Here is a 26462-nt window from a genome sequence, read left to right as displayed (position 1 = left end):
TCAGAACTTCAGCAGGTTGGCGGCGTCGACCGAGGTCGACCGGCGGGCACGGAAGATCGTCATGATGATCGCCAGACCGACGACGACCTCGGCGGCGGCCACGACCATGGTGAAGAAGGCGATCACCTGACCGTCGAGGTCGCTGTGCAGCCGGGCGAAGGTGACGAAGGCCAGGTTCACCGCGTTGAGCATGAGCTCCACACACATGAACACCACGATCGCGTTGCGCCGCAACAGGACTCCGGCGGCGCCGATGGTGAACAACAGCGCGGACAGGAACAGGTAGTTCTGGGGGTTCACCGCTTGCCTTCCTCGTCGGCCGTCGGGTTGTCGCCGCGTGCCGCGCCCGCCGCCAGGAACAGCGCTTCTTCGTGGGCGCGGGTGCGGCGGTGGCGCAGGATGGTGCTCACCGAGTGTTCGGCGTAGGAACCGTCGGGCAGCAGGGCCGGGCTGTCGACGGCGTTGTGCCGGGCGAAGACGCCCGGTGTCGGCTGCGGGGTGGCGCGTTCACCGCCGGTACGGAAACGGTCACGTGACATCTCGCGCTGACCGCGGCGCGGCGTGAAGTGTTCGCGGTGGGCCAGCACCATGGCGCCGATGGTCGCGGTGATGAGCAGGGCACCGGTGAGTTCGAACGCCCAGACGTAGCGCAAGAAGATCAGTTCGGCGAGTTCGGCGATCACATCGCGTTCACCGAAACCGTTGCCCGCGAAGCGGGTTCCGTCGCCACCCAATGCCGACCCGATGCCGCCGATGAGCAGGAAGCCGAATCCGAGGCCGACGATCGCGGCCGCGATGCGTTGCCCGCGCAGGGTTTCGCGCAACGATTCGGCCGAGTCCACACCGACGAGCATCAGCACGAACAGGAACAGCATCATCACCGCGCCCGTGTACACCACGATCTGCACCACACCGAGGAACAGGGCGTCCTGGGCGATGTAGAACACGGCGAGCGCGATCATGGTCGCGGCCAGGCACAGCGCCGAGTGCACGGCCTTGGCCGCGGTCACCATGCCGAGCGCGCCGAGCACGGCGATGGGGGCGAGCACCCAGAACAGCACGGCTTCCCCGGTGGAGGTGGCGGCGATGTCGGCGGCCAGCAGGGTGTTCATCGCAGGACCTCCTCTTCGGACGCCGCGGGTCCGACGCGACCGAGGTAGTAGTCGGCGGCGTCGGTGCCGGGTGCCATCGCGTGCGGCGGAGCGACCATGCCGGGCTCCATCGGCGCCAGCAGGCGGTCCTTCTCGTAGATCAGGTCCGCGCGGTTGTCGTCGGTGAGTTCGTATTCGTTGGTCATGGTGAGCGCCCGGGTGGGGCAGGCCTCGATGCACAGGCCGCAGCCGATGCAACGCAGGTAGTTGATCTGGTACACGCGCCCGTAGCGTTCACCGGGGGAGAACCGTTCGTCCTCGGTGTTGTCGCCGCCTTCGACGTAGATCGCGTCGGCCGGGCACGCCCAGGCGCACAGTTCGCAGCCGATGCATTTCTCGAGGCCGTCGGCGTAGCGGTTGAGCTGGTGGCGACCGTGATAGCGCGGGGCGGTCGGCACCTTCTGTTCTGGGTAGAACTCGGTGTTGGGCTTCTTGAACATCGTGGCCCCGGTGACGGCGAACCCGGCGAAGGGATCGAGCAGACCGATCCGTGGTTCGGCGTCGGCTGTGCGCGGTGGAATCGGCGGTACCGGGAAACCGAGGAACACAGGCGAGCTCGCGGGTTCCTCCGGCAGCGGCGGCAGTCCCTTCGTGCGGCCTGCCCGCACGAACATGCCGATCAGCCCGAGGGTGACGACGATGCCGGTGCCGACCAGGATAGGTGTCTGCCCGGGAATGCCCTCGATGTCGAGCACCCGTGCACCGGCCACGACCATGACCCACACCAGCGAGGTGGGGATGAGCAGTTTCCAGCCGAGGTTCATGAACTGGTCGTAGCGCAGTCGTGGCAGGGTGCCGCGCAACCAGACGAACACGAACAGGAACGTCCACACCTTGGCGGTGAACCACAGCACCGGCCACCACCCGGAGTTGGCGCCCTCCCACAGGCTGATCGGGAACGGTGCGCGCCACCCGCCGAGGAACAGGGTGGTGGCGAGCGCGGAAACCGTTGCCATGTTGACGTATTCGGCGAGCATGAACATCGCGAACTTCAGCGAGGAGTACTCGGTGTGGAAGCCACCGACGAGCTCACCCTCGGCTTCGGGCAGGTCGAACGGTGCCCGGTTGGTCTCACCGACCATCGCCACGCAGTAGATCAGGAACGACGGCAGCAACAGAAAGACGTACCAGGTGCCCTCCTGGGCGGTGACGATGCCGGAGGTCGCCATGGTGCCCGAGAGCAGGAACACCGTGGCGAAGGTCAGTGCCATCGCGATCTCGTAGGAGATCACCTGTGCGGTCGAACGCAGCCCGCCGAGCAGCGGATACGTCGAGTTCGACGACCAACCGGCCAGCACGATGCCGTACACGCCGATGGAGGTGATGGCCAGGATGTAGAGCACGCCGACGGGCATGTCGGTGAGCTGCAGCGCGGTGCGGGTGCCGAAGATCGACACCTCCGGTCCGAACGGGATCACCGCGAACGCCATGAAGGCCGGGATCACCGAGATGATCGGTGCGAGCACATAGATCGGCTTGTCGACGATGGCGGGGATGATGTCTTCCTTGAGCGCCATCTTCACGCCGTCGGCGATCGACTGGAACATGCCGCCCGGGCCGACCCGGTTGGGGCCGACCCGCATCTGCATCCAGGCGACGACCTTGCGTTCGGCGTACACCGCGACCAACGGGACGAGCATCAGGTAGACGAACACCGCCAGCGCCTTGACCACGACCAGCCACAGCGGGTCGGTGCCGAAGACCGGCCCGGCGTCGGCCGCGAGGAGTAGCACACGATCACTCATGGCGGTGTTCCTTCATCCTGTCGTCGGCGCGGCGCAGGCGCACCACGGCGCCGGGCGTCACGCCGAGGGTGGTACCGACCGTGCAACCGGGTGAGTGCAGCGGCAGCCACACCACCCGGTCGGGCAGATCGGTGATCATCAGCGGCACGGTGATCTCGCCACGGTCGGTGGCGACGATGATGTGGTCGGCGTCGTCGGCTTCGATCTCGGCGGCGGTGGCGGCCGAGAGCCGGGCGACCGGTGGTCGCGCGACACCGGCGAGGTTGGGTTCGCCGTCCTGCAGTCGACCGGCGTCGAGCAGCATCCGCCACCCGGCCAGCACCGCCGTACCGGGACCGGGTGCGGGTCTGGGGTGGCTCGAGAATTCGGGTGCGTCGATCGGCTCACCGCTCCAAGCCCCGAGAGCGTCGAGTTCGGCCCGGGCCGCGGCGGCATCGGGCAGCGCGATCGGGACACCCATTTCGGCGGCCAGGGAATGTAATACGCGCAGGTCCGACAGGGGGGCGGCGACGCGGCGTGTGGTGTCCAGGGGTGCGGCCGCGAACGGACGCGGTCTGCCTTCCCAAGTGCGGAAGGTGCCCGCCTTCTCGACGACGGTGGCAACGGGGAACACGACGTCGGCGCGTTCGGTGACGCTGCTGTGGCGTTGTTCGAGACTCACCACGAATCGGGCGGCATCGATCGCGGCCAGGGCCGCAGCGGGGTCGGGCAGGTCGGCGGGATCCACGCCGCCGATCACCAGTGCACCGAACTGGGCCGCGCCCGCGAGGATCGCCGAGGTGTCGCGCCCGGGACCGTCGGGCAGTTCGCCACTTTGCCAGCGGTGACGAACCTGCTGGCGCGCGGTCGGATCGACGACGGGCCTGCCACCGGGCAACAGACTGGGCAATGCGCCTGCTTCGAGTGCTCCGCGTTCACCGGCTCGGCGTGGCACCCAGGCGAGCGCGGCGCCGGTGGCCTCGGCCAACCGGACCACCGCCGACAAGGCGCCCGGGCTGCCTGCGAGCCGTTCGCCAGCCATGACGACCGCGCCAGGCGTGCGCAGCAGGTTCATGAGTTCGGCGGCGTCCGGTGAGGTTTCGTCCAGCACGGCGTCGAGGACCTCGGCCTCGGCGCACGGCGGGGTCTGAATGAGCGCACCGGAGAGACGTTCGAGCCCGCGAGAAGCGAACGGCGCCAACGACACCACCCGCAGACCTCGAGTGCGCACGGCTTTGCGCAGCCGCAGGTAGACGATCGGTGATTCCTCTTCGGGTTCGAATCCGACCAGCAGCACTGCGGGCGCTTTGCTCAGCGCCGTGTAGTCCACGTCGATGCCGCGTCCGGCGACGCACGCGGCGAGGAACTGTTCCTCCTCCTCGGAGTGCACGCGGGCGCGGAAGTCGATGTCGTTGGTGGACAGCACCATTCGCGCGAACTTGCTGTACGCGTAGGCCTCTTCCTCGGTGACGCGCCCACCGACCAGCACACCGGCGTTGCCGATGGCGGCCTGCAAACCGGTCGCGGCGGCGGCGAGGGCCTGGGGCCAGGAGGCGGGGGCGAGCACGCCGTCCCAGCCACGCACCAGTGGGGTGGTGAGGCGGTCGCGTTCGGTGGCGTAGGCGAAGGCCCAGCGGCCCTTGTCGCAGTTCCATTCCTCGTTGACCTGCGGGTCGTCACCGGCCAAGCGCCGCAACACTTTCCCGCGCCGGTGATCGGTGCGTTGCGCGCAACCCGACGCGCAGTGCTCGCACACGCTGGGTGTGGAGACCAGGTCGAAGGGGCGGGCACGGAACCGGTAGGAGGTGCCGGTGAGCGCGCCGACCGGGCAGATCTGCACGGTGTTGCCGGAGAAGTACGAGTCGAGCGGTTCGGCCTGGGCGATACCGACCTGTTGCAGCGCACCACGATCCATCAATTCGATGAACGGGTCACCGGCCACCTGCTGGGAGAACCGGGTGCACCGGGCGCACAGTACGCACCGTTCCCGGTCGAGCAGCACCGCCGACGACAGCGGTATGGGCTTCGGGTAGGTGCGTTTCTCACCCTCGAAGCGTGATTCGGCGCTGCCGGTGGACATGGCCTGGTTCTGCAACGGGCATTCGCCGCCCTTGTCGCATACCGGGCAATCCAGGGGGTGGTTGATGAGCAGCAGTTCCATCACCCCGCGCTGAGCCTTCTCGGCGACCGGGGAGCTGAGTTGGGTGCGCACCACCATGCCGTCGGTGACGGGAATCGTGCAGGAGGCCACCGGTTTCCGCTGGCCTTCGACCTCGACGATGCACTGGCGGCAGGCGCCGACGGGGTCGAGCAGTGGGTGGTCGCAGAAGCGGGGGATCTGCACGCCGATCAGTTCGGCCGCGCGGATCACCAAGGTGCCCGCGGGGACCTGGATGGTGGTGTCGTCGATGGTGACGCTCACCAGGTCGGCGGGCACCACCCCGGAGTTGTTGCCGGGTGCGATCGCGGTCATCGGGTCGCCTTTCCTGAGGCCCACGCCGTGGCGCGGGCCGGGTCGAACGGGCAGCCGCCGCGACGCTGATGCTCGAGGTATTCCTCACGGAAGTACTTCAGCGAGGAGAAGATCGGGCTGGCGGCGCCGTCACCGAGCGCGCAGAACGATTTGCCGTTGATGTTGTCGGCGATGTCGGCGAGCTTGTCGAGGTCGGCCTCGGTGCCCTGACCCGCCTCGAGCCGGTGCAGCAGTTGCACAAGCCAGTAGGTGCCTTCGCGGCACGGTGTGCATTTGCCGCAGGACTCGTGGGCGTAGAACTCGGTCCAGCGCAGCACCGCCCGCACCACGCAGGTGGTGTCGTCGAAGATCTGCAATGCCTTGGTGCCCAGCATGGACCCGGCGGCGGCGACACCTTCGTAGTCGAGGGCGACATCGAAGTGCTCGGCGGTGAACAGCGGTGTCGAGGAACCACCGGGTGTCCAGAACTTCAGGGTGTGCCCGGCGCGCACGCCGCCTGCGTAGTCGAGCAGTTCGCGCAGGGTGATGCCGAGCGGTGCCTCGTACTGGCCGGGGCGGGCGACGTGGCCCGAGAGGGAGTACAGGGTGAAGCCGGGCGACTTCTCGCTTCCCATCGAGCGGAACCAATCGGTGCCGTTGCGCAGGATCGAGGGCACCGACGCGATGGATTCCACATTGTTGACCACCGTCGGGCAGGCGTAGAGGCCGGCGACGGCGGGGAACGGTGGTCGTAGCCGTGGCTGGCCGCGGCGTCCCTCGAGCGAATCGAGCAGGGCGGTTTCCTCGCCGCATATGTAGGCGCCGGCGCCGGCGTGCACGATCAGTTCCAGGTCGAAACCCGAGCCGAGGATGTCGTTGCCGAGGAATCCGGCGGCGTAGGCCTCGGCGACGGCGGCCTGCAGGCGGCGCAGCACCGGGACCACTTCACCACGCACGTAGATGAAGGCGGTGTTCGCGCGAATGGCGTAGGCGGCGATCACCACCCCCTCGATCAGAGTGTGCGGGGTGGCCAGCATGAGCGGGATGTCTTTGCAGGTGCCGGGTTCGGACTCGTCGGCGTTGACGACGAGGTAGTGCGGTTTGGTCGTGCCGTCGGGGCCGGGGCCCTGCGGGATGAACGACCACTTCATCCCGGTGGGGAAACCGGCGCCGCCGCGTCCGCGCAGGCCCGCGTCCTTGACCGTTTGGATGACGTCGTCGGGCTGCATCCGCAGCGCGGCCCGCAGACCTTCGTAACCGCCTGTGCTGGAATAGGTGTCGAGCGTCCAGGACTGCGGACGATCCCAGTGTCGGCTCAGTACAGGAGTGAGCGTGGTCATCGTGTGCCCTCGCCGTCTCCGGAATCCGTTGCCGGGAGGCCTGTTTCAGGGTCCGAGGCCGGACCGTCGGCGATGCGCAATCCTGCCAGCGTGGGCTCGCCGGGAGCGCCCTCGAGGACACCCGGTCGTTCGTCGGGGAAGCCGGCGAGGATTCGCGCGGTCTCGCGGAACGTGCAGAGCGGGGCGCCGCGGGTGGGCCGCACCTGATGCCCGGCACGCAGCGCGTCGGTGATCTCGATGGCCGATTCGGGGGTCTGGTTGTCGAAGAACTCCCAGTTCACCATCATCACCGGCGCGTAGTCGCACGCGGCGTTGCACTCGATGTGTTCGAGGGTGACGGCGCCGTCGGGAGTGGTCTGACCGTGGCCGATGCCCAGATGCTGTTGCAACGCTTCGTAGATCGCGTCGCCGCCGAGCACCGCGCACAGCGTGTTGGTGCACACGCCCACGTGGTAGTCGCCGGTGGGAGTGCGGCGGTACATCGAATAGAAGGTGGCCACGGCGGTGACCTCGGCACCGGTGAGCCCCAATTGCTCGGCACAGAAGTCGATCCCGGTACCGGTAACATATCCGTCCTCGGCTTGCACCAGATGCAACAGTGGCAGCAGGGCCGAACGCGGATGCGGGTAGCGGGTGATGATGTCCTTGGCGTCGAGCTCGAGACGCTGGCGAATATGCGGCGGATACGGCTCGGGCCGGACGGTGAGATTCAGCAGAACCGTTGGGCTCGCGGGCTTTTCGGTCATCGGTCTACCCCTCCCATGACGGGGTCGATGCTGGCGACGGAGGCGATGACGTCGGCGACCATGCCGCCCTCGCACATCGCGGCGACCGCCTGCAGGTTGGTGAACGAGGGGTCTCGGTAGTGCACCCGGTAGGGGCGGGTGCTGCCGTCGCTGACCATGTGCACGCCCAGTTCGCCGCGTGGTGACTCGACAGCCGAATACACCTGCCCGGCAGGCACTCTGATGCCCTCGGTGACGATCTTGAAGTGGTGGATCAGCGATTCCATGGAGGTGCCCATGATCTTGCCGATGTGTTCGGGGGAGTTGCCGAGTCCGTCGGGGCCCAGTTTCAGGTCGGCGGGCCAGGCGATCTTTCTGTCGTCGATCATCACCGGACCGGGGCGCAACCGGTCGAGGCATTGTTCGACGATCTTGAGCGACTCGCGCATCTCGGCCACCCGGATGAGGTAACGGCCGTAGCAGTCGCAGCCGGTGGTGGTCGGGATGTCGAACTCGTAGTTCTCGTACCCGCAGTAGGGATCGGACTTGCGCAGGTCGTGGGGCAGACCGGTGGCGCGGAGCACCGGCCCCGTGATGCCGAGGGCCATGCAGCCGGTGAGGTCGAGGTAGCCGATGTCCTGGGTGCGCTTCTTCCAGATCGGGTTGGCGCTGAGCAGGTGTTCCATGTCGCGCAACCGGCCGGGCATGATGTCGAGGAGTTCGCGCACCTTGGTGACACCGTCGTCGGGCAGGTCCTGGGCGAGGCCGCCGGGACGGATGAAGGCGTGGTTCATCCGCAGCCCGGTGATGGTTTCGAAGACGTCGAGGATGAGTTCGCGTTCGCGGAAGCCGAACAGCATCGGGGTGAGCGCGCCCAGTTCCATGCCGCCGGTCGCCAGCGCCACCAGGTGCGAGGAGATGCGGTTGAGCTCCATCAGCAGCACACGGACCACGGTGGCGCGTTCGGGGATCTGTTCGGTGATGTCGAGCAGTTTCTCCACGCCGAGGCAGTAGGCGGTCTCGTTGAAGAACGGGGACAGATAATCCATCCGGGTCACGAAAGTGACGCCCTGGGTCCAGTTGCGGAACTCCAGGTTCTTCTCGATACCGGTATGCAGGTAGCCGATGCCGCAGCGGGCTTCGGTGACGGTTTCGCCCTCGATCTCGAGGATCAGGCGCAGCACCCCGTGCGTGGAGGGGTGCTGGGGGCCCATGTTGACGACGATGCGTTCCTCACCGGCACCGTCGAGCACCTCGCCGACCTGGTCCCAGTCCTGGCCCGCCACGGTGACGACCCGTGGTTCGTCACGGCGGAAATCGGTGTCGGTCATCAGCTGTAGGTCCTCCGCTCGTCGGGCGGCGGTATGCGCGCGCCCTTGTACTCCACCGGGATCCCGCCGAGCGGGTAGTCCTTGCGCTGCGGGTGGCCGCGCCAGTCGTCGGGCATGGTGATGCGGGTGAGCGAGGGGTGCCCGTCGAAGAGGATGCCGAAGAAGTCGTAGGTTTCGCGTTCGTGCCAGTCGACGGTCGGATACACCGAGAACAGCGACGGGATGTGCGGGTCGGCATCGGGAACCGAGACCTCGAGGCGGACCCGACGGCTGTGGGTGATCGACATCAGGTGGTACACGGCGTGCAGTTCGCGCCCGGTTTCGTCGGGGTAGTGCACCCCGCTGACGCCGAGGCACAGCTCGAAGCGCAGCGAGCTGTCGTCGCGCAGGGCGCTCGCCACGTCGACGAGGTGTTCGCGGCGCACGTGCAGGGTGAGTTCGCCGCGGAAGACGACGATCTTCTCGATGACGGTGTCGAAGGCGATGACGCGGTGGGTGAGGGCGGCGCGCAGCGTGCCGACGAAGGCGTCGAACCAGCCGCCGTACGGTGGCGGCGTGCCGCCGGGCAGCACGACCGGGGTGACCAGGCCGCCGTAGCCGGACGTGTCGCCGGTGCCGTGCACGCCGAACATGCCGTGGCGGGTGCCGATCACCTCGTCCTCGGCCGGTTTGCGATGCTTGGGCGCTTCCGGGGTTTCCTCCGGAATACCCTGCCCCGCAGTGTTGTCGGCGTTGTCGGGGGAGTCGAAGGTCATCGCAGCAGGCCCTCCATGCGGATGGTCGGGGTGCTGGCGAGCGCGGCCTGTTCGGCGGCGCGGATCGCTTCCTCGCGGTTGACGCCCATCGGCATCTCGGCGATCTTGGCGTGCAACGCGAGGATGGCGTTGAGCAGCATTTCCGGGCGGGGCGGGCAGCCGGGCAGGTAGATGTCGACCGGGACCACGTGGTCGACGCCCTGCACGATGGCGTAGTTGTTGAACATTCCGCCCGAGGACGCGCAGACACCCATGGCCAGCACCCACTTGGGTTCGGTCATCTGGTCGTAGACCTGGCGCAGGACCGGTGCCATCTTCTGGCTCACCCGGCCTGCGACGATCATCAGATCGGCCTGGCGGGGCGAGGCGCGGAAGGCTTCCATGCCGAAGCGGGCGATGTCGAATCGTCCGGCGCCGGTGGCCATCATCTCGATCGCGCAGCAGGCCAGGCCGAAGGTGGCCGGCCACAGCGACCCTTTACGCAGGTATCCGGCGAAATCCTCGACGGTGCTCAGCAGGAACCCGCTGGGCAGTTTCTCTTCGAGACCCATTATTTCCCACTCATTCCCAGCTGAGGCCGCCGCGGCGCCATTCGTAGGCGTAGGCGACCGACACATTGACGATGAACAGCGCCATCGCGGCGAACCCGAACAACCCGAGGGCGTCGAAATGGACGGCCCACGGGTAGAGGAACACGATCTCGATGTCGAAGATGATGAACAGCATCGCGGTGAGGTAGTACTTCACCGGGAAGCGTTGGCCCCCAACATCTCCCGGCCCGCCTGCGATGGCGTGCGGTGTGGGCTCGATGCCGCATTCGTAGGGTTCGAGCTTGGCCCGGTTGTATCGCTTCGGGCCGACGAGCGCCGCCATGATGACGGAGAACACCGCGAACGCCGCGGCGATGGCGCCGAGTACGAGTGCGGGCACTTCGATGTTCACGACTGCACTTCCCCTCCTCGCTGGAGCAGGCCGTGCCGTGTGGCGCGGCCGCGGACGGCAGCTTTCGGCGAGACGGGGCCGACAACGTTGTCCGCCGAACCGGGGCCTCGCCCGCTGTGCAGCGATGGCGGAGCGTTATACAGAACCCGCGCTCGTGTGAGCTAGAGCACAGACTATCGCGGTTTCAGGGGTGCGCCGCGCGTTTCCAGGGGACTGTTTGATCGAATTCAGTACCGAGATTCATGAGCGAAACGGTGGTAATCCGGCCGGTGCACACACCACAGAACCACTGGGGTTACCAGTGGTTCTGTGGGGATGGGGGTGACGTCGACTATCCGACGGAACGGGACACTGCGCTCAGCGCGCGTTGAGCACGCCCGCGACCGCGCGGGTGAGCTGCATGGGGTCGATCGGGTGCGACACCGAGGCCTCGGCCCGCGACCAGTTGGCCAGCCAGGCATCGTCGGGCCGCCCGGTGAGCACGACAACCGGGGGGCACTGCTCGATCTCGTCCTTGAGCTGCTTGGCGATCCCGAGACCGCCCGCGGGCACGGACTCCCCGTCGAGAATCGCGAGATCTATCCCCCCGGCATCCATCTGCTCGATGACGACCGGCGCGGTCGCGACCTCGAGGTAGTCGAGCTCCGGTAGATCCGGCCGGGGCCGTGGCCCCAGCGCAAGAATCACCTGTTGACGGGTATCGGCGTCATTGCTGTAGACCAGCACACGCAGCGGGGTGGAACGATCTGATTCGGCCACAGACGGATCGTACGTCGGGTCGGCGGGCGTGGTGGCGGGTTCGGCCGAACAGCCGATATCCGAATCTCCCACCACCGCCCGCCTATTCGCCGGTGTGCTCCTAGCGGGCCGGCAGTACTGGCGCGGACCGGCCGATCGGATTCGTGAACCTCGCGGGCTCTACGGACAGATCGGTGACGTGATGGCCGACGTGGTGCCCCTGGTTACCGACGGTGTGCGGCCACGCGGCGGTGACGAACTCGATCGGTTCGTCGACGCGCATGCCGGTGCGCGCGGGGAGCGAGATACGCCACGTTTCCGTGCGCAACTACTGAACGACGCGACCGACAGCGATCAGCGAATCCACCGGTATTGGACTTTGACAGAACAGCTTCTCGGTGCGCGTATCACCGTGGGACGCGCCCACGATTGGGTGTACCGGGCGCTGGTCGACTCCGTCGAGCGCTGACTTGTGGGGCCTAGGGGAATCGAATCCCTGGGCCCGCCTTGACATGAGGCGGCTGAATTGCGGCCGTGTGCCCGTCGATATTGCCCTTGCCCACCGGCAGCTATGCCTTCGCCGAGTTGCTAGCCGAGGAACTGGCGGCCCGGGATCGGCTGTCGGAGAACTCCGATCTTCGACTCGGCGCCGATGGGAAGCTGCGGGCACAGCCTGCCGACCACGACCGTGCGCTACCAGTTCCCGTCTTGAACTGCCTTGTCGCCCAATGGGATCACCGGAAGGTCGTCTTCGATCGGCGGGTTCGGCTGTTCGTCGGCCAGCCAGTTGCCGGTGGGTTCGACGGCGGCGAGCTCGGCGGCCGGGGCGAGGTCTTCGGCGTCGGCGGCGTAGTAGTCGAACCAGGGAAGGCCGTGTTCGGCGTAGGACTGCGCGGTGACGGGGGTGGAGGGGGCCGGTTCGCCGGTGATCTGTTCCCACTCGGCGGCGGAAGCGAGGTGGACGAAGATCCGGGCGTCGGCTTCGCGGCGGTAGTCGTCGACGGGGCGGTGGTCGGCGTAGATCTCCTGGCGCATCGTGCCGCCGGCGCCGAGACCCATCGATCTGGCTTGCGGGCGTGCGCGGCCTCGAGCTTTTCGGGCGGCACCTGCGGGGGCGCCACCGGGCGCACCGGACGGCCTGGGCGCGGCGGACGGGGCGGGCGCACTGCCGGGCGCTACGGGAGGGGGAGCGCCGACCGGACTTCCCGCAGGCGCACCTGCGACCGCGGCACCGTACGGCGGGGCGCTCACCGGCATCGGAGCGCCGTAAGCCGTTGTCGCCCAGGGCGGATTACCTCCCGGCGGAGGAGCTGGCAGATGGCGTGGGCGTGCCTGTTCCTGCTGCCTGCGCCAGATCGCAAGCGCCGTTTCGGTGAGCCCGTGCACCGCCAGCTGCACCCCACCCCACTGCTCGGTGCCGGTGACCTGCCCTTCGACGGTCGCGCCGAGCCCCATCGGCACCGCGACGAACTGGCGCACGACGCCGTCACCGGAGTTGATGCCGTCGAGCCACGGTTGGTCGGGCAGGGCGAGGTAGTTCTGCGGGTCCTTGCCGAGCACGTCACTCCATGGCTTACCCGACACCGCGCACACCTTGCCGACCGCCACTTTCAAGGCGGCCGGGGTGGTTGCGCTGAATTTCAACCACAGGGCCTCGCGCTGATAGACCGGCAACATGACCCCGCCGCGTTCCCGCCATTCCTCGGGCACGGTGTCGGGGTAGTCGGCGACCCGCCTCAGCGGGAAGGTGCCGAGCCCCGGCGGCAACGGGTAGGTCCCCGTCTCGGGCAGCCGCAAAGTCCGCACGAATGTCACGCGCACCCCACCCGGTAGTTCGAGTGCGTCCCCGGAAAGTTTCACCTCGGTTGCCATGTCCCACCCCTTCATTCGACCGGATGACGATCCCGCCCCCTGCCAGACGACGGTACTCACCGCACAAGCGCCCGTCCACGGCTTCTTCGACCGGGATCGACCACCTGTCCGAGCACCACGGCTCCGATCGCGGACCGCCTCGGCGAACCGGTGATCACGGGCCGATGGCGGCGTGGAAGGCATCGGCGGGGCCTGTTTCGGCGGGGTCGATGAGGTGGGCGAGGAACAGGCGGGTGGTGAGGGTGGGGGTGGGGGTGGTGACGGCGTGCCAGGGGCGGTCGAGGGGGGTGCCGGGGACGTCGATGGTGTGGAGGGCGCCGGAGCGGAGGTGTTCGCCGACGGCGTCGGAGTGGATGAGGGTGATCCCGAGGCCTTCGCGGGCGGCGGCGATGACGGCGCCGTGGGAGCCGAGTGTCAGGGTTGGTGGGTCGATCTGGAGGCGGTCGAGCAGGGCGAGGGTGGCTTCGCGGGTGCCCGAACCGGTGCCGCGCAGCAGCCAGGTGGTGTGGCGCGGGTCGGGATTGTCGGTGCCGACGACGACCAGGGTGCTGGGGCGGCGCGCCTGGATGACCAGGCCCGCGTCGTGGGGCGGTCGGCCCGCGATGACGAGATCGGTTTCGTGGTGCTGCAATTCGAGGAACAGCACGTCGCGCGGCTGGATCGACAGGCTCAGTTCCACATCGGGGTAGCGGCGGCGAAACGAGGCGAGCGGCCGCAGCACCACGGATTCGCCCGCGGTGGCCACGACGCCGATGCGTAATCGCCCGGCGTCGGCCTGCCGGACGGCGGCGTGCGCCTCCTTCATCAAACCGAGGATCCCCCGGCAGTATTCGGCGTACACCCGGCCCGCTTCGCTGAGCGCGATACCCCGTCCTGAACGAACGATCAGTTTGGCGCCGAGCTGCTTTTCGACATGGGTGACGGCGGCCGAGACGGCGGCTTCGGTGACGTGGAGTTGTGCCGCGGCACGGCGGATGGATCCCAGGCGGGCGACCGCGAGGAAAGTTTCCATCCGACCCGAACTGACCCTGCCCATACCCGACGGTAGCAAACTCAACGTTTCGGTTGAGCGTTGTCGGAAACATTCTGATTGTTTCCCCGGCCGGTGCCCCCCATCCTGGAATTCGCTACGGGACAGCGGATTCCACAGGAGGAACCATGGCGGAAGAAACCGAACGGGATCGTTGGGATCCGGGTGTACAGTCCTACGCCTCGATGGGCTATTACTCGCCCGACTACGTGCCCGCCGACACCGACGTGCTCGCCGTGTTCCGGGTGACCCCGCAGCCCGGTGTCGATCCGATCGAGGCGGCGGCCGCGGTGGCGGGTGAATCCTCCACTGCCACTTGGACTGTCGTGTGGACCGACCGGCTCACCGCGCATTCGAAGTATCAGGCCAAGTGCTACCGGGTCGACCCGGTGCCGGGGCGTGAGGGCGAGTACTTCGCCTATATCGCCTACGATCTGGACCTTTTCGAAGAAGGGTCGATCACCAACCTCACCTCATCGGTGATCGGCAATGTGTTCGGGTTCAAACCATTGCTGGCATTGCGCCTCGAGGACATGCGCATTCCGGTGGCGTATGTGAAAACCTTCCAGGGTCCGCCGCACGGCACGGTGATGGAACGCGAATACCTCAACAAATACGGCAGACCACTGCTCGGTGCCACGGTGAAACCGAAGCTCGGTTTGTCGGCCCGCAATTACGGGCGCGTGATCTACGAGGCCTGTAAGGGTGGCCTCGATTTCACCAAGGACGACGAGAACATCAATTCGCAGCCTTTCATGCGCTGGCGCGACCGGTACCTGTTCGCGATGGAGGGGGTGAACCGGGCGATGGCCGAAACGGGCGAGATCAAAGGCCATTACCTCAATGTCACCGCCGCGACCATGGAGGACATGTACGAGCGGGCCGAGTTCGCCAAGGAAATCGGGTCGGTCGTCATCATGATGGACCTGACCGTGGGTTATACGGCGATGCAGTCGATGTCGAAGTGGGCGCGGCGCAACGGCGTGCTGCTGCATCTGCACCGGGCCGGGCATTCGACGTTCACCCGGCAGAAGACGCACGGGGTGAGTTTCCGGGTGCTGGCCAAATGGTGCCGGCTGATCGGGGTGGATCATCTGCACGCGGGAACCGTGGTCGGCAAATTGGAAGGCGATCCGGCGACGACCCGCGGTTTCTACGACACCTTGCGCGAGAACCACATTCCGGCGCAGCTGAGCAACGGCATCTTCTTCGATCAGGAGTGGGCGAGCCTGCCCGGTGTGATGCCGGTGGCCTCCGGCGGTATCCACGCGGGTCAGATGCATCAGCTGCTCGACCTGTTCGGTGACGATGTGATCCTGCAGTTCGGCGGCGGAACGATCGGTCATCCGCTCGGCATCGCGGCGGGCGCCGAAGCCAACCGGGTGGCGCTCGAGGCGGTGGTCAAGGCCCGCAACGAGGGCCGTGACCTGTTCAAAGAAGGTCCCGATGTGCTGCGGACGGCGGCCTCGACATGCCGCCCGCTCGAGGTCGCGCTGTCGACCTGGGGTGATGTCACCTTCGATTACACGTCCACCGACGCACCCGACGCGGTGCCGACGCCGAGCCTGTAGGGAGACCGGTCATGTATTTGCGACACGGAACGTTCTCGTATCTGCCCGAACTCACCGACACCGAGATCGCCGCCCAGGTGCGGTACGCGCTGCTCAACAACTGGCCGGTGTCGATCGAGTACACCGACGATCCGCATCCGCGCAACACCTACTGGGAGATGTGGGGTCTGCCGCTGTTCGATCTGGACGAACCCGACGGGGTGCTCGCCGAGATCAACGCCTGCCGGTCGACGTTTCCGCGCCACTACGTGCGGGTCAACGCCTATGACGCCACCTACACCAAGCAGACGACGGCGCTGAGTTTCCTGGTGCAGCGTCCGGCGGAGGAGCCAGGTTTCGAACTGGCTCGCGCCGAGGGCACCGACCGCCGCCAAGTCTACAGCGTGCGCTCCTACGCCACCGAACGTCCGCAGGGACAGCGGTATGGGGGCTGAGGGAACCGCCAACGGTTTCCGGCTGCCGCGGCCGGGCGTCACCGACGTCCGGCCGTCGCGTCCGGCCGAGGACGTGGCGCAGACCGAGGAACTGCTCGATGCCGATGCGCTGCTGGATCTTTCGCAGGATCTGGCCGGTCACGATGTGGCCGAGACCCTGACCGCGCTGGATGCCGAACTGATCGGGCTGGCGAATGTGAAGCTGCGGGTACGGGAGATCGCGGCGCTGTTGATGATCGATCGAGCGCGCCGCCGGTTCGGTCTCGAATCGTCGCGCCCGACGATGCACATGAGTTTCACCGGCCCACCGGGCACCGGCAAGACGACGGTGGCGTTGCGGATGGCGCAGATGCTGCACGCGCTGGGCTATATCCGTAAACCGAAGGTGCACACGGTGACCCGCGACGATCTCGTCGGTCAGTTCATCGGCCACACCGCCCCGAAGACCAAGGAGGCGATCGCCAAGGCCGCCGGTGGGGTGTTGTTCATCGATGAGGCCTATTACCTGTTCCGTCCGGAGAACGAACGCGATTACGGGCAGGAGGTGATCGAGATCCTGCTGCAGGAGATGGAGAACGAGCGGGCGAATCTGGTGGTGATCTTCGCCGGCTACCCGGATCGGATGGACAAGTTCTTCTCGGCCAATCCGGGGTTGTCGTCGCGGGTGGCGCATCACCTGGAGTTCGTCGATTACACCAAGGAGGAATTGCTTGCCATCGCGGAACTGATGGTGGCGGCGGAGAATTTCGTTTTCGACGCCGCGGCGCGCGAGGCGTTCTCCCGGTATCTGACGGTGCGGATGACGCGACCCCGGTTCTCCAACGCGCGCAGTGTGCGCAATGCGATAGATCGGTGCCGATTGCGCCAGGCCAAGCGACTGGTGGAAGCGGGGCGGCCGTTGTCACGCGAGGATCTGGTCACGTTGTGCGCCGAGGACGTGTTGGGCAGCAGCGTTTTCGAGGAGGTGGGTGCCTCGCCATGCCGACCAGTTTGAAAACGCTGACCCGCTACACGATCGAGGAGGAACACCGCCATCCCGGGTCGTCGGGGGAATTCTCCGCGCTGGTGAATGTGGTCGCCACCGCCACCAAGATCATCGCCAATCAGGTGACACGCGGGGCGATTCCGGGACGCGAGGACGGACCGCAGTCGGCGAGCGTCCGTCTCGACGCGTTGACCGACGAGATCATGGTGGCCCAGACCCAGTGGACCGGCCACCTGTCGGGGTTGTTGTCCGAGCAGCGTGCCACCGCGTTGGCGGTGCCGGCCACCCAGCGGCGCGGCAAGTATCTGCTGGCGTTCGACGCTCTGGACGGGTCGAGCAATATCGACGTGAATCTGCCGGTGGGTTCGATCTTCAGCATTCTGCGCGCACCGCAGGAGGTGCTCGAGGGCACCGCCGAACCGTGCGACGCCGACTTCCTGCAGCCCGGTGTGCGGCAGGTGTGCGCGGGGTTCACCCTGTACGGGCCTGCCACGATGCTGGTGCTCACCACCGGCAGCGGCGTCGACGGGTTCACCCTCGACCGGGAGATCGGCGCGTTCGTGCTCACCCACCCGCGCATGCGGATCCCGCAGGACACTTCGGGTTTCGCGATCAACGCCGCCAACGAACGGTTCTGGGAGCGGCCGGTGCGCCGGTATGTGCAGGAGTGCCTGGAAGGGGTGGACGGGCCGAGGGGCCGGGATTTCAACATGCGCTGGGTGGCGTCGCTGGTCGCCGACACCTTCCACATCCTGACCAGGGGTGGCATGTATCTGTACCCGCGTGACACCCGCAATCCGGCACGGCCGGGGCGGGTTTCGCTGCTGTACGGCGCCAACCCGATCGCGTTCATCGTCGAGCAGGCGGGCGGGGCCGCCACCACCGGGCACGAACGGGTGATGCTGGTGCCGCCGACGCAGGTGCATCAGCGGGTGCCGCTCATCTTCGGGTCCCGCAACGAGGTGTTGCGGGTCGAGCGGTATCACACCGAGCCCGACGAGGGGCCCAGCTTCGACAGTTCGCTGTTCGGGACGCGTTCGCTGTTCCGACCGGCCAAGCACGACCAGCGCACCTAGGAGCCGCCCTATGTCGGTCAAACATCCTGTCGTCGCGATCACCGGGTCCTCCGGTGCCGGAACGACCAGTGTCACACGCACTTTCGAGGAGATCTTCCGCCGCGAGGGGATCAGCGCGGTGGTGGTGGAGGGCGATTCGTTCCATCGCTACGACCGGGCGGAGATGAAACTGGCGATGGCCGAGGCCGAAGCGCAGGCCAACACCACGTTCTCCCATTTCGGGGAGGACGCGAATCTGCTGCCCGAGCTCGAGGCGCTGTTCCGCGAGTACGGCGAAACCGGTGTCGGGCAGGTGCGCAAGTACCTGCACGACGACGAGGAGGCCAAACCCCACGGGCAGCCCGCGGGCACGTTCACCCCGTGGGAGGATCTCGCGCCGGGGAGCGATCTGCTGTTCTACGAGGGCTTGCACGGTGCGGCCGTGACCGATTCGGTGAACATCGCCCAGCACACGGATCTGCTGGTGGGGGTGGTGCCGATCATCAACCTCGAGTGGATCCAGAAGGTGTATCGCGACAAGACCCATCGCGGGTATTCCAGTGAGGCGGTGATCGATACGATCCTGCGCCGCATGCCCGACTACGTGAAATACATCTGCCCGCAGTTCTCCCGGACCTATGTGAATTTCCAGCGGGTGCCGACGGTCGACACGTCCAATCCGTTCATCGCGCGCAGCATCCCGACGGCCGACGAGAGTTTCGTGGTGATCCGGTTCGCCGATCCGAAGGTGATCGACTTCCCGTATCTGCTGTCGATGCTGCACGATTCGTTCATGTCGCGGCCCAACTGCATCGTGGTGCCGGGCGGGAAGATGGAGCTGGCGATGCAGCTGATCTTCACACCGTTGATCCTGCGGTTGATGGACAAACGGCCCAAACGCAATCTGTGATCAGACCTCGTCGTTGTTCTGCTGCTGTTGCCTGCGGGCCTCGCGGCGCTGCTGTTCGGCGCGCTCGCGCAGGCCGCGCAGGAAGGCCTCGTCGTCGTCGGGGTTGGTGGCGATGTGGCGGCCGGGCCGGTCGTACTCACTGAAGCGGGTGTTGGACGCCGGGCGCGACGGGCCGATCGGGCGTCCGGCGAACAACCACAGCAGTGCGCCGATGGTCGGCAGCAGGACGACGACGATCAGCCACCCCATCTTCGGCAGGTGGCGGATGCCGTCGTCGGGGCTGGTGACGATGTCGACGAGGCAGTACACCCACAGGGCAAGGGTCAGGAACCCGATGATCGCGTAGTGCATTGCGGCAGTCCTCTTCGTGGTGGATGGACGGAGGACCCCGACGCCCCCGGCAGCAAGGATGCCGTATGTGCGGGTGGGATGTCGTGCCGGGGTCAGTCGGGCAGCAGCGGCACCGACAGGCCCTCACCGCGATCGAGCAGGGCCGCGCGGGTGACGGCGGCGGAGCCGAAGCGGCGGCGCAGGTCGTCGAGGGTGGCGTCGAGGGTGTTGTCGGCGCGTGGTTCCAGCGGGAGGGTCAGCTGCATGGTGTCGGCATCGTCCAGGTTGGTCAGCGACAGGCCGATGAGGGTGATGCCACGTTCGGCGATCAGTGGTGTGGCGGTGTCGAGTAGGCGGTGGGCGGCCTGGCGGATGGCGGTGGTGGCGTCGGTGGCCTCGACCAGGGTGTGCGAGCGGGTGGCGCGGGTGAAGTCGTCGAAACGTAAGCGCAGCACCACTGTTCGGCACACCCGGTCGGCGGCGCGCAGGCGGCGGCCGAGGCGGTCGGTGAGTCCGTCGAGGTAGGCGGCGATCTCGTCGGGTTCGCGGTGGCGGCGGCCCAGCGCCCGTTGGGCGCCGATGGAACGGCGGCGTTTGCCGGTTTCCACGCGGCGTGGGTCGCGGGCCCACGACAGGGCGAACAGGTGGCGGGCGGCGGCGGGACCGAGGATGGCGCGCAGGTGGGCTTCGCCGAGTTCGGCGAGTTGACCGACGCGGGTGATGTTGTTGGCGTGCAGGGTGGCGGCGGTGACTTTGCCGACGCCCCATAATCGTTCGACCGGCAGCGGGTGCAGGAAGTCCAGTTCGCCGCCGGGTTCGACCAGGCGTAAACCGTCGGGTTTGGCGACCGCGGAAGCGACTTTGGCCAGGAACTTGTTGCGGGCGATACCGACCGAGATGGGCAACCCGACCTCGGTGCGAATACGTTCGCGCAACCTTCGGGCGATGTCGACCGGTTCCCCGCTGATCCGCCGCAACCCACCGACATCGAGGAACGCCTCGTCGATGGAGATGCCCTCCACGATCGGAGTGGTGTCGTGGAAGATCGCGAACACCGCCTTGCTCGCCTCGGCATAGGCCGACATCCGCGGCGGCACCACCACCGCGTGCGGACACACCCGCAACGCCTGCCCCGCGTTCATCGGCGTCCGCACCCCGAACGCCTTGGCCTCATAACTGGCGGCCAGCACCACCCCACCGCCGACGAGCACCGGCTTCCCCCGTAACCACGGCTGATCCCGCTGCTCGACCGAGGCATAGAACGAATCCAGATCGGCATGCAGGATCGACGCCTCGTCGCGGGACTGGATGCGTGGGCGTCGCGGGGCGGCGGAGTCGGACACGAACATATGTTCGCATCGATGTCCGACAAGAACGAGACCCTCCACGAGCCGTCCGCAAATGCTCGGCGAACACTAGACCTCGTGAAGTTTCCGGATACTCACGACCACTCCCGAACCTCGAGGCGGGCGCGCGACAGCTTCCATCTCAGCCCGCGTGCCCTCCAGCCCGGACCCGCGCAATTCTTCGGCCATCGCCCGCGCCTGCACCAGCGAGAGAGAACGCACGGCACGCAATGTCCGCATCGAACTCGCGATGGGTACGAAGTCCCTGATCTGGAGAACGACCGGACCGTTCGCGGCAAGGATCGCTTCGCGAAAATCAGCCTGCGGGGGATCGTCGCAGCTCGTCCAGACCGCCCCACACGCCGAGCAGCATCCGTCCAGGTCCCACCGATGGTGTGTGCCAACCAGCGCCTCGGTCAGGGTGGCGACAGTTGTCGTGCCGCATTCGATGCAGGGAGTCGGATAAGGCGCGGACTCGGCGACGATGTCCGTTTCCGCATGGCTCATCCGTGTCCCCTGTTCGTGGATTCTGTCGGGACGATCTCGTGTGCTTCCCGATCGCCTTCGACTGTATGTGGCGGGCCGGTAGTTGTCGGACCCCTCTGCTGAGATGGGGATCTGGACCGTCGGTGAAAGAGGTTGGTGCGCATGGTGGGTGTCGGGTGGGATCAGGTCTTCGCGTGGCGGTTGAGGCGGCAGTTCGTGGCGCCTCGGGGTGGCGAGGCGGTCGAGGAGATCGCGGGGCGGTTGGTCGGGGTGCAGGCGCAAGTGGCGTCGGCGGCGGAGACGGCTGTCGCGGTGCGCGGTGATTCGGTGGGATCCGTGGCTGCGGCGCTGTCGGCGGGTGGGTTGGTGAAGACGTGGGCGATGCGGGGGACGTTGCATGCGATGGTGCCGGGGCAGGCCGCGGCGGCGTTGGCGTTGATGGGGTCGGCTCGGACGTGGGAGAAGGCGTCGTGGGTGAAGACGTTCGGTGCCACTCCGGAGCAGGTGGCGGCGTTGGTGGAGGTGGTGTCGGGGGTGCTGGCGGAGCAGGTGCTCACGCGCGAGGAGTTGGTGGAGGCGGTGCTTGCCGAGCCGGGGTTCGGGCATCTGGGGGAGCAGTTGCGGTCGGGGTGGGGTGCGGTGCTCAAGCCGTTGGCGTGGCAGGGGGCGTTGTGTCACGGTCCGATGCGTGGCACGAAGATCACTTTCACTTCGCCGGGGAACCTGGTGGCGGGCTGGTCCGGCCTGCCCGAGCCCGACGTGGCGGCGCCCGGGCTGATCCGGGCGTACCTGGGCGCCTACGGGCCGGCGACGCCGGAGTCCTTCGATGCTTGGCTCAGCCGCAACAGCTTGCGTAAGACGGTGGTGCGTGGATGGTTCGCGGCACTGGGCGACGAGTTGACCGAGATCGAGGTGGAAGGCCGAAAAGGGTGGCTGCCCACCGAATTCGTCGACGAACTCACGGCCGCGACCCCGGATGATGCGATCCATCTGCTCGGGCCGTTCGATCAGTACGTTCTCGGCCCCGGCACCGGCGACACCGCGCTCCTGGCGGCCGAGCATCGGGCGAAGGTCAGCAGGACGGCCGGTTGGATCTCACCGCTGGTGCTGGTGGGCGGCCGAATCGCGGGTACCTGGGAACAGCAGGGTGAGCAGGTGGTGGTGACACCGTTCGACGGCGCGCGGTTGCCGAAACGCGCGTTGGGTGCGGCGGTGGAGCGGCTCGCCACCGCGATCGGCAGCGACCTCACCGTGCGCGTGGAGTAATCGGCACGCCGTCACATCGGGGCGGTCGGTCGAATCCGGTTTCGCGATCCGCCACGGGTGAACCAAGCGCTTGCTACGGTGAGGCGATGATCCCCACGATCGTCTGGGGCACCGGCAATGTCGGTCGCGCGGCCATCCGTTGCGTCACCGCTCATCCGGCGCTGGAACTGTCCGCGGTGCTCGTCCACGACCCCGCGAAGGTCGGCCGCGATGCCGGTGAACTCGCAGGTCTCGACACCGAACTGGGCGTGCGCGCGACCGATGACATCGAGGCCGTGCTCGCGAATCGCCCCCGTGCGGTGGTGTACGCGGCGTCCGGCGATATCCGCCCCGACGACGCGCTCGCCGACATCGTGCGCGCGATCCGGGCCGGTGCCGTGGTCGTGACGCCCGCGCTCTACGCCCTCTACGACCCACGTAACGCGCCGGCCGAGATCCGTGACCCGGTGCTGGCGGCGATCGAAGACGGCGGTGGTTCGCTGTTCGTGTCCGGCGTCGACCCCGGTTGGGGCAACGACGTGCTGCCGGTGCTGATCAGCGGGCTCGCGGGCACCTTGGACGTGGTGCGCTGCCAGGAGATCTTCGACTACTCCACCTACGACCAACCCGACTCGGTGCGCTACCTGGTTGGGATGGGGCAGCCGATGGATTATCAGCCACCGATGCTGTTGCCCTCGGTGCCGACAATGGTGTGGGGCGGGCAGATTCGGTTGCTGGCCAGGGCACTGGACGTGGAACTGGACGATGTCCGCGAGACCGTCGAGCGGCGTGCACTCGATGCCACTGTGCAGACGGTGCGGATGGGTGAGTTCGCGGCGGGCACGCAGGGGGCGGTGCGTTTCGAGGTGCAGGGCATCGTCGAGGGCGAGGCACGCATCGTCATCGAACATGTCACCCGTATCCACCCGGACTGCGCCCCGGACTGGCCCTCGCCACCCGACGGGGAGGGTGCGCACCGGGTGATCATCGAAGGCAGCCCGCGCATCGAGGTGAATGTGACCGCCACCGACGAGGGCGACAACCGGGCAGCGGGCGGAAATGCCACGGCGGTGGGCAGATTGGTCAACGCGATCGACTGGCTGGTTGCCGCCGAACCAGGTCTCTACGACGCGCTCGAGGTTCCGTTGCGCGCCGCGGTCGGCAAACTCGGAAGGAAGATCCCATGATCATCGACGTGCCGCAGGGCAAGGATCCCATCGGGTATGTGTGGGGCGAGATGGTGCCCGGTATCGGCGTCGCGGCCGCGGCGTTCTCGCTGTCGGTGTACGAGCACTCCACGCTCGGGCTGCGGGAGTTCGAGGCGGCCCGCTTGCGCATCGCCCAGATCAACGGGTGCCTGTTCTGTCAGGACTGGCGCACCGAACGCGACGGGGTGAAGGTCGAACCGGAGTTCGCCGACGCGGTCACCGACTGGCGCGACACCGACCGGTTCGACGAGCGAACCCGTTTGGCGGCCGAATACGCCGAGCGCTACGCCACCGATCATCACGGTCTCGACGACGACTTCTGGGCCCGCATGTTCGCCCACTACACCCAGCCCGAGGTGGTCGAGTTGAGCATGAGTATCGGTTCGTGGCTGGCTTTCGGCCGCCTCAACCGGGTCCTCGGCTTGGACACGGCCTGCGTGCTGCCTGGGCATTGAGCCGCGCGGCCGTGCCCGGCCGGCCGGGGTCGGGTTAGGCTGCGGGCCGTGGAATCTCCGATTCGGCAGCTGATCGACACCGTGGCCTGGGTCCTGATCGACAACGGGCGCATCCTGTGTGCCCGCCCGCGCGGCAAGGATGTCTTCTACATTCCCGGCGGCAAACGCGAGGGCGCGGAAACGGATCTCGAGACGCTGGTGCGTGAGGTGGCCGAGGAACTGACCGTGGAGTTGTCGGCCGAGACCGCGGTCCATGTGGGCACCTATGAGGCACATGTTTCCCACGACGAGAACACCGTGGTGCGGATGGCCTGTTACACCGCCGAGTACCGGGGTGTGCTGACGGCGAGCAGCGAGATCGAGGCATTGGCGTGGTTCGGTTTCGGCGACCGGGATCTGGTTCCGCCGGTCGACCAGTTGCTCTTCGACGACCTCGCCGCTTCGGGGGCTCTGCGGTGATCGCCGCGGCGGCCCGCTCGGCGAGCTTCGAGCTGGTCGCGGTGCCGCTGGCTTTCGCCCGGGTCCGCACCCGGGTGCGGGTGGCGCGGCGGATGCTGCGGGAACCGGTGGGTGCTCATGGTGTGTCGCTGCCCCGGTGCCTGGTGCATTCGGTGCTGTCGGCGGGGGTGGGGGTCGTCGGCTGGTTCCTGGTGCTGTTGAGCGTGCTGGTGCTCGTTCGCGGTCTGGCCTACCCGCTGCTGGTGGGTGACGGGTACCGGAATGCCTGGGGCGGGCCGACTCTGGCCGGTGCGTGGGCGGTGCACGCGCTGCTCGCGGTGCTCCTGGCACCACTGTTCCTCGCGGTTGTCGCGGCGCTGGGGCGGTTGCAGGTCCGGTTGATCCACACCGTGCTGGGCGGTCACCGGTCGTGGTGGCCGGTCCCGGTCGCCGTGCTGCTCACGGCGGCGGGCACGCTGTTCTTCATCGCCTGGTCACACCAGATCTGAGCGGTCACGCCTCGCCGGGAGTTCGGGCTTCGTAGGTGGAGCGCGCGTGGTCGACTTCGTCCATGTGTTGTTCGGCCCAGGTTTTCACCGCCTGCATCACCGGCAGCAAGGAATGACCGAGCTCGGTGAGCTGGTAGTCGACGCGCACCGGGACGCTCGGTCGCACTGTGCGCGTGATCAAGCCGTCGCGTTCCAGGTTTCGCAGGGTCTGGGTGAGCATCTTCTGGCTCACGCTGGCCAATCGGCGTTGCAGGTCGCTGTAGCGCTGGGGGCCGTCGGCCAGAGCATTGACGGCCAGGCTCACCCATTTGTCCGAGATCCGGTCCAGCAGTTTGCGCGCGGGACATTCGGCGAGGTAGGCGTCGTAGGCGGCGCTGCGTTCGGCGCGCAGTTGTGCTGCGGTACGGGTGGGCATGGGGGAGAACCTCCGCGTGCGGTGGGCACTTCGAAGTGCGTACTTCCCGCTGGAGTGTAGCTCTCCAATAGTTGTGTGCATGAACGATGTGCAGACGATGCGGGCCGTTGTCGCTCACGGTTACGGCGGCCCCGAGGTGTTGCGGCTGGTCGAGGTGCCGGTTCCCGAGCCCGGGGTCGGGCAGGTCCGGATCCGGGTGCGGGCGGCGACGGTGAATCCGGTCGACCTGGTCACGCGGGCGGGCGCCCTGGTCGAGGCCGGGCTGATGGCGGTGCGGGAGGTCACCGGAATCGGATGGGACGTCGCGGGCGTGGTCGACCGGCTCGGTCCGGGAGTGCCGGAATTCTCGGAAGGGCAGCGGGTGATCGGTCTGCGTGACCTGCTGGATGTGTCCGTTGGTACCTATGCCGAGTACGTGGTTCTCGATGTGGGCGCGGTGGCGCCGACTCCATCCAGGCTCTCGGACGTCGAGGCGGCGACGCTGCCGCTCAACGGCCTGACCGCCACGCAGTCTCTCGATCTGCTCGGGTTGGCACCAGGCGAGACCCTGTTGGTGACCGGCGCGAATGGTGCCGTCGGCGGGTTCGCCGTGGAAATCGCGGCGCAGCAGGGACTTCGGGTGGTCGCCCAGGGTTCCGACGCGGAGTTTCTCGGCTCGATCGGTGCGGAATGGACCGTCGCACGCGATGCCGATCTGATCGCGGAGGTTCGCCGCTCGGTTCCCGGCGGTGTGCACGGCGCCCTCGACACCGCCGGCCTGGGCGGCCGGGCCTTGGCCGCGGTACGCAATCGTGGCCGGTTCGTCACTGTGGTCGGTGGCGGCGATCCGATTCCGTTGCGTGGCATCACGGTTCAGCACGAATGGATCCACGCCGACGGGGCGGGGCTCGCGCGCCTCGCCGAGCGCGAACTCACCACCCGTGTCGCCGCGACTCTGCCGCTCGACGCCGCCGCACAGGCCCACTCCCGCCTCGCCGCGGGTGGGCTCACCGGTCGTCTCGTGTTGATCCCGTGA

At 67.5% G+C, this 26462-nt stretch carries 28 protein-coding genes; 12 read left to right on the top strand and 16 right to left on the bottom strand.

What is annotated here, in order from left to right; all coding sequences use genetic code 11:
- The 11 genes from nuoK to ACSVDM_RS11940 all read right to left on the bottom strand — a co-directional run bounded on the left by nuoK (position 1) and on the right by ACSVDM_RS11940 (position 11179).
- On the bottom strand, positions 1 to 300 hold the full coding sequence (gene nuoK / locus ACSVDM_RS11990) for an NADH-quinone oxidoreductase subunit NuoK (RefSeq protein ID WP_067489925.1): 300 nt from the start codon (positions 298 to 300) through the stop codon (positions 1 to 3).
- Complete coding sequence (locus tag ACSVDM_RS11985) at positions 297 to 1112, bottom strand: NADH-quinone oxidoreductase subunit J (RefSeq protein WP_067638458.1); 816 nt, start codon at positions 1110 to 1112, stop codon at positions 297 to 299. Before ACSVDM_RS11985 ends, nuoK begins: the two co-directional genes overlap by 4 nt.
- Entirely contained in the window at positions 1109 to 2896 is a 1788-nt protein-coding gene (gene nuoH, locus ACSVDM_RS11980; RefSeq protein ID WP_439264720.1) for an NADH-quinone oxidoreductase subunit NuoH, read from the bottom strand. The genes ACSVDM_RS11985 and nuoH overlap by 4 nt, the downstream gene beginning before the upstream one ends.
- Positions 2889 to 5348: an NADH-quinone oxidoreductase subunit G gene (locus tag ACSVDM_RS11975; protein WP_439264718.1), complete on the bottom strand. Its 2460-nt coding sequence runs from the start codon at positions 5346 to 5348 to the stop codon at positions 2889 to 2891. The genes nuoH and ACSVDM_RS11975 overlap by 8 nt, the downstream gene beginning before the upstream one ends.
- Complete coding sequence (nuoF, locus tag ACSVDM_RS11970) at positions 5345 to 6667, bottom strand: NADH-quinone oxidoreductase subunit NuoF (RefSeq protein ID WP_439264716.1); 1323 nt, start codon at positions 6665 to 6667, stop codon at positions 5345 to 5347. Before nuoF ends, ACSVDM_RS11975 begins: the two co-directional genes overlap by 4 nt.
- Positions 6664 to 7413, bottom strand: coding sequence for an NADH-quinone oxidoreductase subunit NuoE (gene nuoE, locus ACSVDM_RS11965; protein WP_439264714.1), 750 nt, complete (start codon positions 7411 to 7413; stop codon positions 6664 to 6666). Before nuoE ends, nuoF begins: the two co-directional genes overlap by 4 nt.
- Positions 7410 to 8723, bottom strand: a complete 1314-nt coding sequence (nuoD, locus tag ACSVDM_RS11960) for an NADH dehydrogenase (quinone) subunit D (protein ID WP_439264713.1) — start codon at positions 8721 to 8723, stop codon at positions 7410 to 7412. Before nuoD ends, nuoE begins: the two co-directional genes overlap by 4 nt.
- A complete protein-coding gene (locus ACSVDM_RS11955; protein WP_439264712.1) occupies positions 8723 to 9478 on the bottom strand; it encodes an NADH-quinone oxidoreductase subunit C in 756 nt (251 codons plus the stop codon). Before ACSVDM_RS11955 ends, nuoD begins: the two co-directional genes overlap by 1 nt.
- Entirely contained in the window at positions 9475 to 10029 is a 555-nt protein-coding gene (locus ACSVDM_RS11950) for a NuoB/complex I 20 kDa subunit family protein (protein ID WP_067489943.1), read from the bottom strand. The genes ACSVDM_RS11955 and ACSVDM_RS11950 overlap by 4 nt, the downstream gene beginning before the upstream one ends.
- Before the next feature lie 10 nt (positions 10030 to 10039).
- The gene (locus ACSVDM_RS11945) at positions 10040 to 10420 is read right to left on the bottom strand and encodes an NADH-quinone oxidoreductase subunit A (RefSeq protein ID WP_181697247.1); all 381 of its coding nucleotides are present in this window, start codon (positions 10418 to 10420) and stop codon (positions 10040 to 10042) included.
- 357 nt (positions 10421 to 10777) lie between these two features.
- Complete coding sequence (locus ACSVDM_RS11940) at positions 10778 to 11179, bottom strand: Rv3143 family two-component system response regulator (protein WP_133734114.1); 402 nt, start codon at positions 11177 to 11179, stop codon at positions 10778 to 10780.
- Positions 11180 to 11273: 94 nt separating this feature from the next.
- On the opposite strand from ACSVDM_RS11940, the gene ACSVDM_RS11935 reads away from it, so the two are divergent.
- Positions 11274 to 11627, top strand: coding sequence for a hypothetical protein (locus ACSVDM_RS11935; protein WP_439264708.1), 354 nt, complete (start codon positions 11274 to 11276; stop codon positions 11625 to 11627).
- Positions 11628 to 11851: 224 nt separating this feature from the next.
- Here ACSVDM_RS11935 and ACSVDM_RS11930 read toward each other — a convergent pair whose 3' ends face one another.
- Complete coding sequence (locus ACSVDM_RS11930) at positions 11852 to 13030, bottom strand: hypothetical protein (protein WP_439264707.1); 1179 nt, start codon at positions 13028 to 13030, stop codon at positions 11852 to 11854.
- A 154-nt stretch (positions 13031 to 13184) separates the two neighbouring features.
- A complete protein-coding gene (locus ACSVDM_RS11925) occupies positions 13185 to 14042 on the bottom strand; it encodes a LysR family transcriptional regulator (protein ID WP_067490379.1) in 858 nt (285 codons plus the stop codon).
- 146 nt (positions 14043 to 14188) lie between these two features.
- On the opposite strand from ACSVDM_RS11925, the gene ACSVDM_RS11920 reads away from it, so the two are divergent.
- Genes ACSVDM_RS11920 through ACSVDM_RS11900 form a run of 5 tightly spaced genes read left to right on the top strand, consistent with a single transcriptional unit; the run spans position 14189 to position 19015 of the window.
- The gene (locus ACSVDM_RS11920; protein WP_439264706.1) at positions 14189 to 15631 is read left to right on the top strand and encodes a form I ribulose bisphosphate carboxylase large subunit; all 1443 of its coding nucleotides are present in this window, start codon (positions 14189 to 14191) and stop codon (positions 15629 to 15631) included.
- An 11-nt stretch (positions 15632 to 15642) separates the two neighbouring features.
- On the top strand, positions 15643 to 16065 hold the full coding sequence (locus tag ACSVDM_RS11915; RefSeq protein WP_439264704.1) for a ribulose bisphosphate carboxylase small subunit: 423 nt from the start codon (positions 15643 to 15645) through the stop codon (positions 16063 to 16065).
- Entirely contained in the window at positions 16055 to 17059 is a 1005-nt protein-coding gene (locus ACSVDM_RS11910; RefSeq protein WP_378666332.1) for an AAA family ATPase, read from the top strand. The genes ACSVDM_RS11915 and ACSVDM_RS11910 overlap by 11 nt, the downstream gene beginning before the upstream one ends.
- The gene (locus ACSVDM_RS11905) at positions 17044 to 18126 is read left to right on the top strand and encodes a class 1 fructose-bisphosphatase (protein WP_439264702.1); all 1083 of its coding nucleotides are present in this window, start codon (positions 17044 to 17046) and stop codon (positions 18124 to 18126) included. The genes ACSVDM_RS11910 and ACSVDM_RS11905 overlap by 16 nt, the downstream gene beginning before the upstream one ends.
- Before the next feature lie 10 nt (positions 18127 to 18136).
- Positions 18137 to 19015, top strand: coding sequence for a phosphoribulokinase (locus ACSVDM_RS11900; RefSeq protein ID WP_439264700.1), 879 nt, complete (start codon positions 18137 to 18139; stop codon positions 19013 to 19015).
- On the opposite strand, the gene ACSVDM_RS11895 is transcribed toward ACSVDM_RS11900, so the two are convergent.
- Positions 19016 to 19366, bottom strand: coding sequence for a PLD nuclease N-terminal domain-containing protein (locus ACSVDM_RS11895; RefSeq protein ID WP_439264698.1), 351 nt, complete (start codon positions 19364 to 19366; stop codon positions 19016 to 19018).
- Positions 19367 to 19458: 92 nt separating this feature from the next.
- Positions 19459 to 20694, bottom strand: coding sequence for a DNA polymerase IV (dinB, locus tag ACSVDM_RS11890; protein WP_439264696.1), 1236 nt, complete (start codon positions 20692 to 20694; stop codon positions 19459 to 19461).
- Between the two features lie 645 nt (positions 20695 to 21339).
- On the opposite strand from dinB, the gene ACSVDM_RS11885 reads away from it, so the two are divergent.
- The 5 genes from ACSVDM_RS11885 to ACSVDM_RS11865 all read left to right on the top strand — a co-directional run bounded on the left by ACSVDM_RS11885 (position 21340) and on the right by ACSVDM_RS11865 (position 25032).
- Positions 21340 to 22443, top strand: a complete 1104-nt coding sequence (locus ACSVDM_RS11885; RefSeq protein WP_439264694.1) for a winged helix DNA-binding domain-containing protein — start codon at positions 21340 to 21342, stop codon at positions 22441 to 22443.
- Positions 22444 to 22529: 86 nt separating this feature from the next.
- Positions 22530 to 23609, top strand: coding sequence for an NAD(P)H-dependent amine dehydrogenase family protein (locus ACSVDM_RS11880; RefSeq protein WP_439264692.1), 1080 nt, complete (start codon positions 22530 to 22532; stop codon positions 23607 to 23609).
- Positions 23606 to 24085 carry a carboxymuconolactone decarboxylase family protein gene (locus ACSVDM_RS11875; protein ID WP_225279900.1) on the top strand — a complete coding sequence of 160 codons (480 nt, stop codon included), beginning with the start codon at positions 23606 to 23608 and terminating at the stop codon, positions 24083 to 24085. The genes ACSVDM_RS11880 and ACSVDM_RS11875 overlap by 4 nt, the downstream gene beginning before the upstream one ends.
- Positions 24086 to 24133: 48 nt before the next feature.
- Positions 24134 to 24544, top strand: a complete 411-nt coding sequence (locus ACSVDM_RS11870) for an NUDIX hydrolase (RefSeq protein ID WP_356982759.1) — start codon at positions 24134 to 24136, stop codon at positions 24542 to 24544.
- The gene (locus tag ACSVDM_RS11865) at positions 24541 to 25032 is read left to right on the top strand and encodes a hypothetical protein (RefSeq protein ID WP_439264689.1); all 492 of its coding nucleotides are present in this window, start codon (positions 24541 to 24543) and stop codon (positions 25030 to 25032) included. The genes ACSVDM_RS11870 and ACSVDM_RS11865 overlap by 4 nt, the downstream gene beginning before the upstream one ends.
- A gap of 4 nt (positions 25033 to 25036) precedes the next feature.
- Here ACSVDM_RS11865 and ACSVDM_RS11860 read toward each other — a convergent pair whose 3' ends face one another.
- A complete protein-coding gene (locus ACSVDM_RS11860) occupies positions 25037 to 25447 on the bottom strand; it encodes a winged helix-turn-helix transcriptional regulator (RefSeq protein ID WP_439264687.1) in 411 nt (136 codons plus the stop codon).
- Between the two features lie 79 nt (positions 25448 to 25526).
- On the opposite strand from ACSVDM_RS11860, the gene ACSVDM_RS11855 reads away from it, so the two are divergent.
- Positions 25527 to 26462 (top strand): NADP-dependent oxidoreductase, encoded by a 936-nt coding sequence (locus ACSVDM_RS11855; RefSeq protein WP_439264685.1) that lies wholly within the window; start codon positions 25527 to 25529, stop codon positions 26460 to 26462.

This window comes from Nocardia sp. JW2, assembly GCF_051843015.1.
GTDB classification, from domain to species: domain Bacteria; phylum Actinomycetota; class Actinomycetes; order Mycobacteriales; family Mycobacteriaceae; genus Nocardia; species Nocardia coubleae.
The sequence above is the reverse complement of the archived record's forward strand: the minus strand, read 5'-3'. Positions and strand labels throughout refer to the sequence as shown.

Excerpts from the sequence above, each read along its gene's own strand:
- ACSVDM_RS11985 (WP_067638458.1), bottom strand. The coding sequence starts at position 1,112 with ATGAACACCCTGCTGGCCGCCGACATCGCCGCCACCTCCACCGGGGAA.
- nuoH (WP_439264720.1), bottom strand. The coding sequence starts at position 2,896 with ATGAGTGATCGTGTGCTACTCCTCGCGGCCGACGCCGGGCCGGTCTTC.
- ACSVDM_RS11975 (WP_439264718.1), bottom strand. The coding sequence starts at position 5,348 with ATGACCGCGATCGCACCCGGCAACAACTCCGGGGTGGTGCCCGCCGAC.
- nuoF (WP_439264716.1), bottom strand. The coding sequence starts at position 6,667 with ATGACCACGCTCACTCCTGTACTGAGCCGACACTGGGATCGTCCGCAG.
- nuoE (WP_439264714.1), bottom strand. The coding sequence starts at position 7,413 with ATGACCGAAAAGCCCGCGAGCCCAACGGTTCTGCTGAATCTCACCGTC.
- nuoD (WP_439264713.1), bottom strand. The coding sequence starts at position 8,723 with ATGACCGACACCGATTTCCGCCGTGACGAACCACGGGTCGTCACCGTG.
- ACSVDM_RS11955 (WP_439264712.1), bottom strand. The coding sequence starts at position 9,478 with ATGACCTTCGACTCCCCCGACAACGCCGACAACACTGCGGGGCAGGGT.
- ACSVDM_RS11950 (WP_067489943.1), bottom strand. The coding sequence starts at position 10,029 with ATGGGTCTCGAAGAGAAACTGCCCAGCGGGTTCCTGCTGAGCACCGTC.
- ACSVDM_RS11930 (WP_439264707.1), bottom strand. The coding sequence starts at position 13,030 with ATGGCAACCGAGGTGAAACTTTCCGGGGACGCACTCGAACTACCGGGT.
- ACSVDM_RS11925 (WP_067490379.1), bottom strand. The coding sequence starts at position 14,042 with ATGGAAACTTTCCTCGCGGTCGCCCGCCTGGGATCCATCCGCCGTGCC.
- ACSVDM_RS11920 (WP_439264706.1), top strand. The coding sequence starts at position 14,189 with ATGGCGGAAGAAACCGAACGGGATCGTTGGGATCCGGGTGTACAGTCC.
- ACSVDM_RS11915 (WP_439264704.1), top strand. The coding sequence starts at position 15,643 with ATGTATTTGCGACACGGAACGTTCTCGTATCTGCCCGAACTCACCGAC.
- ACSVDM_RS11910 (WP_378666332.1), top strand. The coding sequence starts at position 16,055 with ATGGGGGCTGAGGGAACCGCCAACGGTTTCCGGCTGCCGCGGCCGGGC.
- ACSVDM_RS11905 (WP_439264702.1), top strand. The coding sequence starts at position 17,044 with ATGCCGACCAGTTTGAAAACGCTGACCCGCTACACGATCGAGGAGGAA.
- ACSVDM_RS11900 (WP_439264700.1), top strand. The coding sequence starts at position 18,137 with ATGTCGGTCAAACATCCTGTCGTCGCGATCACCGGGTCCTCCGGTGCC.
- ACSVDM_RS11895 (WP_439264698.1), bottom strand. The coding sequence starts at position 19,366 with ATGCACTACGCGATCATCGGGTTCCTGACCCTTGCCCTGTGGGTGTAC.
- dinB (WP_439264696.1), bottom strand. The coding sequence starts at position 20,694 with ATGTTCGTGTCCGACTCCGCCGCCCCGCGACGCCCACGCATCCAGTCC.
- ACSVDM_RS11885 (WP_439264694.1), top strand. The coding sequence starts at position 21,340 with ATGGTGGGTGTCGGGTGGGATCAGGTCTTCGCGTGGCGGTTGAGGCGG.
- ACSVDM_RS11880 (WP_439264692.1), top strand. The coding sequence starts at position 22,530 with ATGATCCCCACGATCGTCTGGGGCACCGGCAATGTCGGTCGCGCGGCC.
- ACSVDM_RS11875 (WP_225279900.1), top strand. The coding sequence starts at position 23,606 with ATGATCATCGACGTGCCGCAGGGCAAGGATCCCATCGGGTATGTGTGG.
- ACSVDM_RS11860 (WP_439264687.1), bottom strand. The coding sequence starts at position 25,447 with ATGCCCACCCGTACCGCAGCACAACTGCGCGCCGAACGCAGCGCCGCC.
- ACSVDM_RS11855 (WP_439264685.1), top strand. The coding sequence starts at position 25,527 with ATGAACGATGTGCAGACGATGCGGGCCGTTGTCGCTCACGGTTACGGC.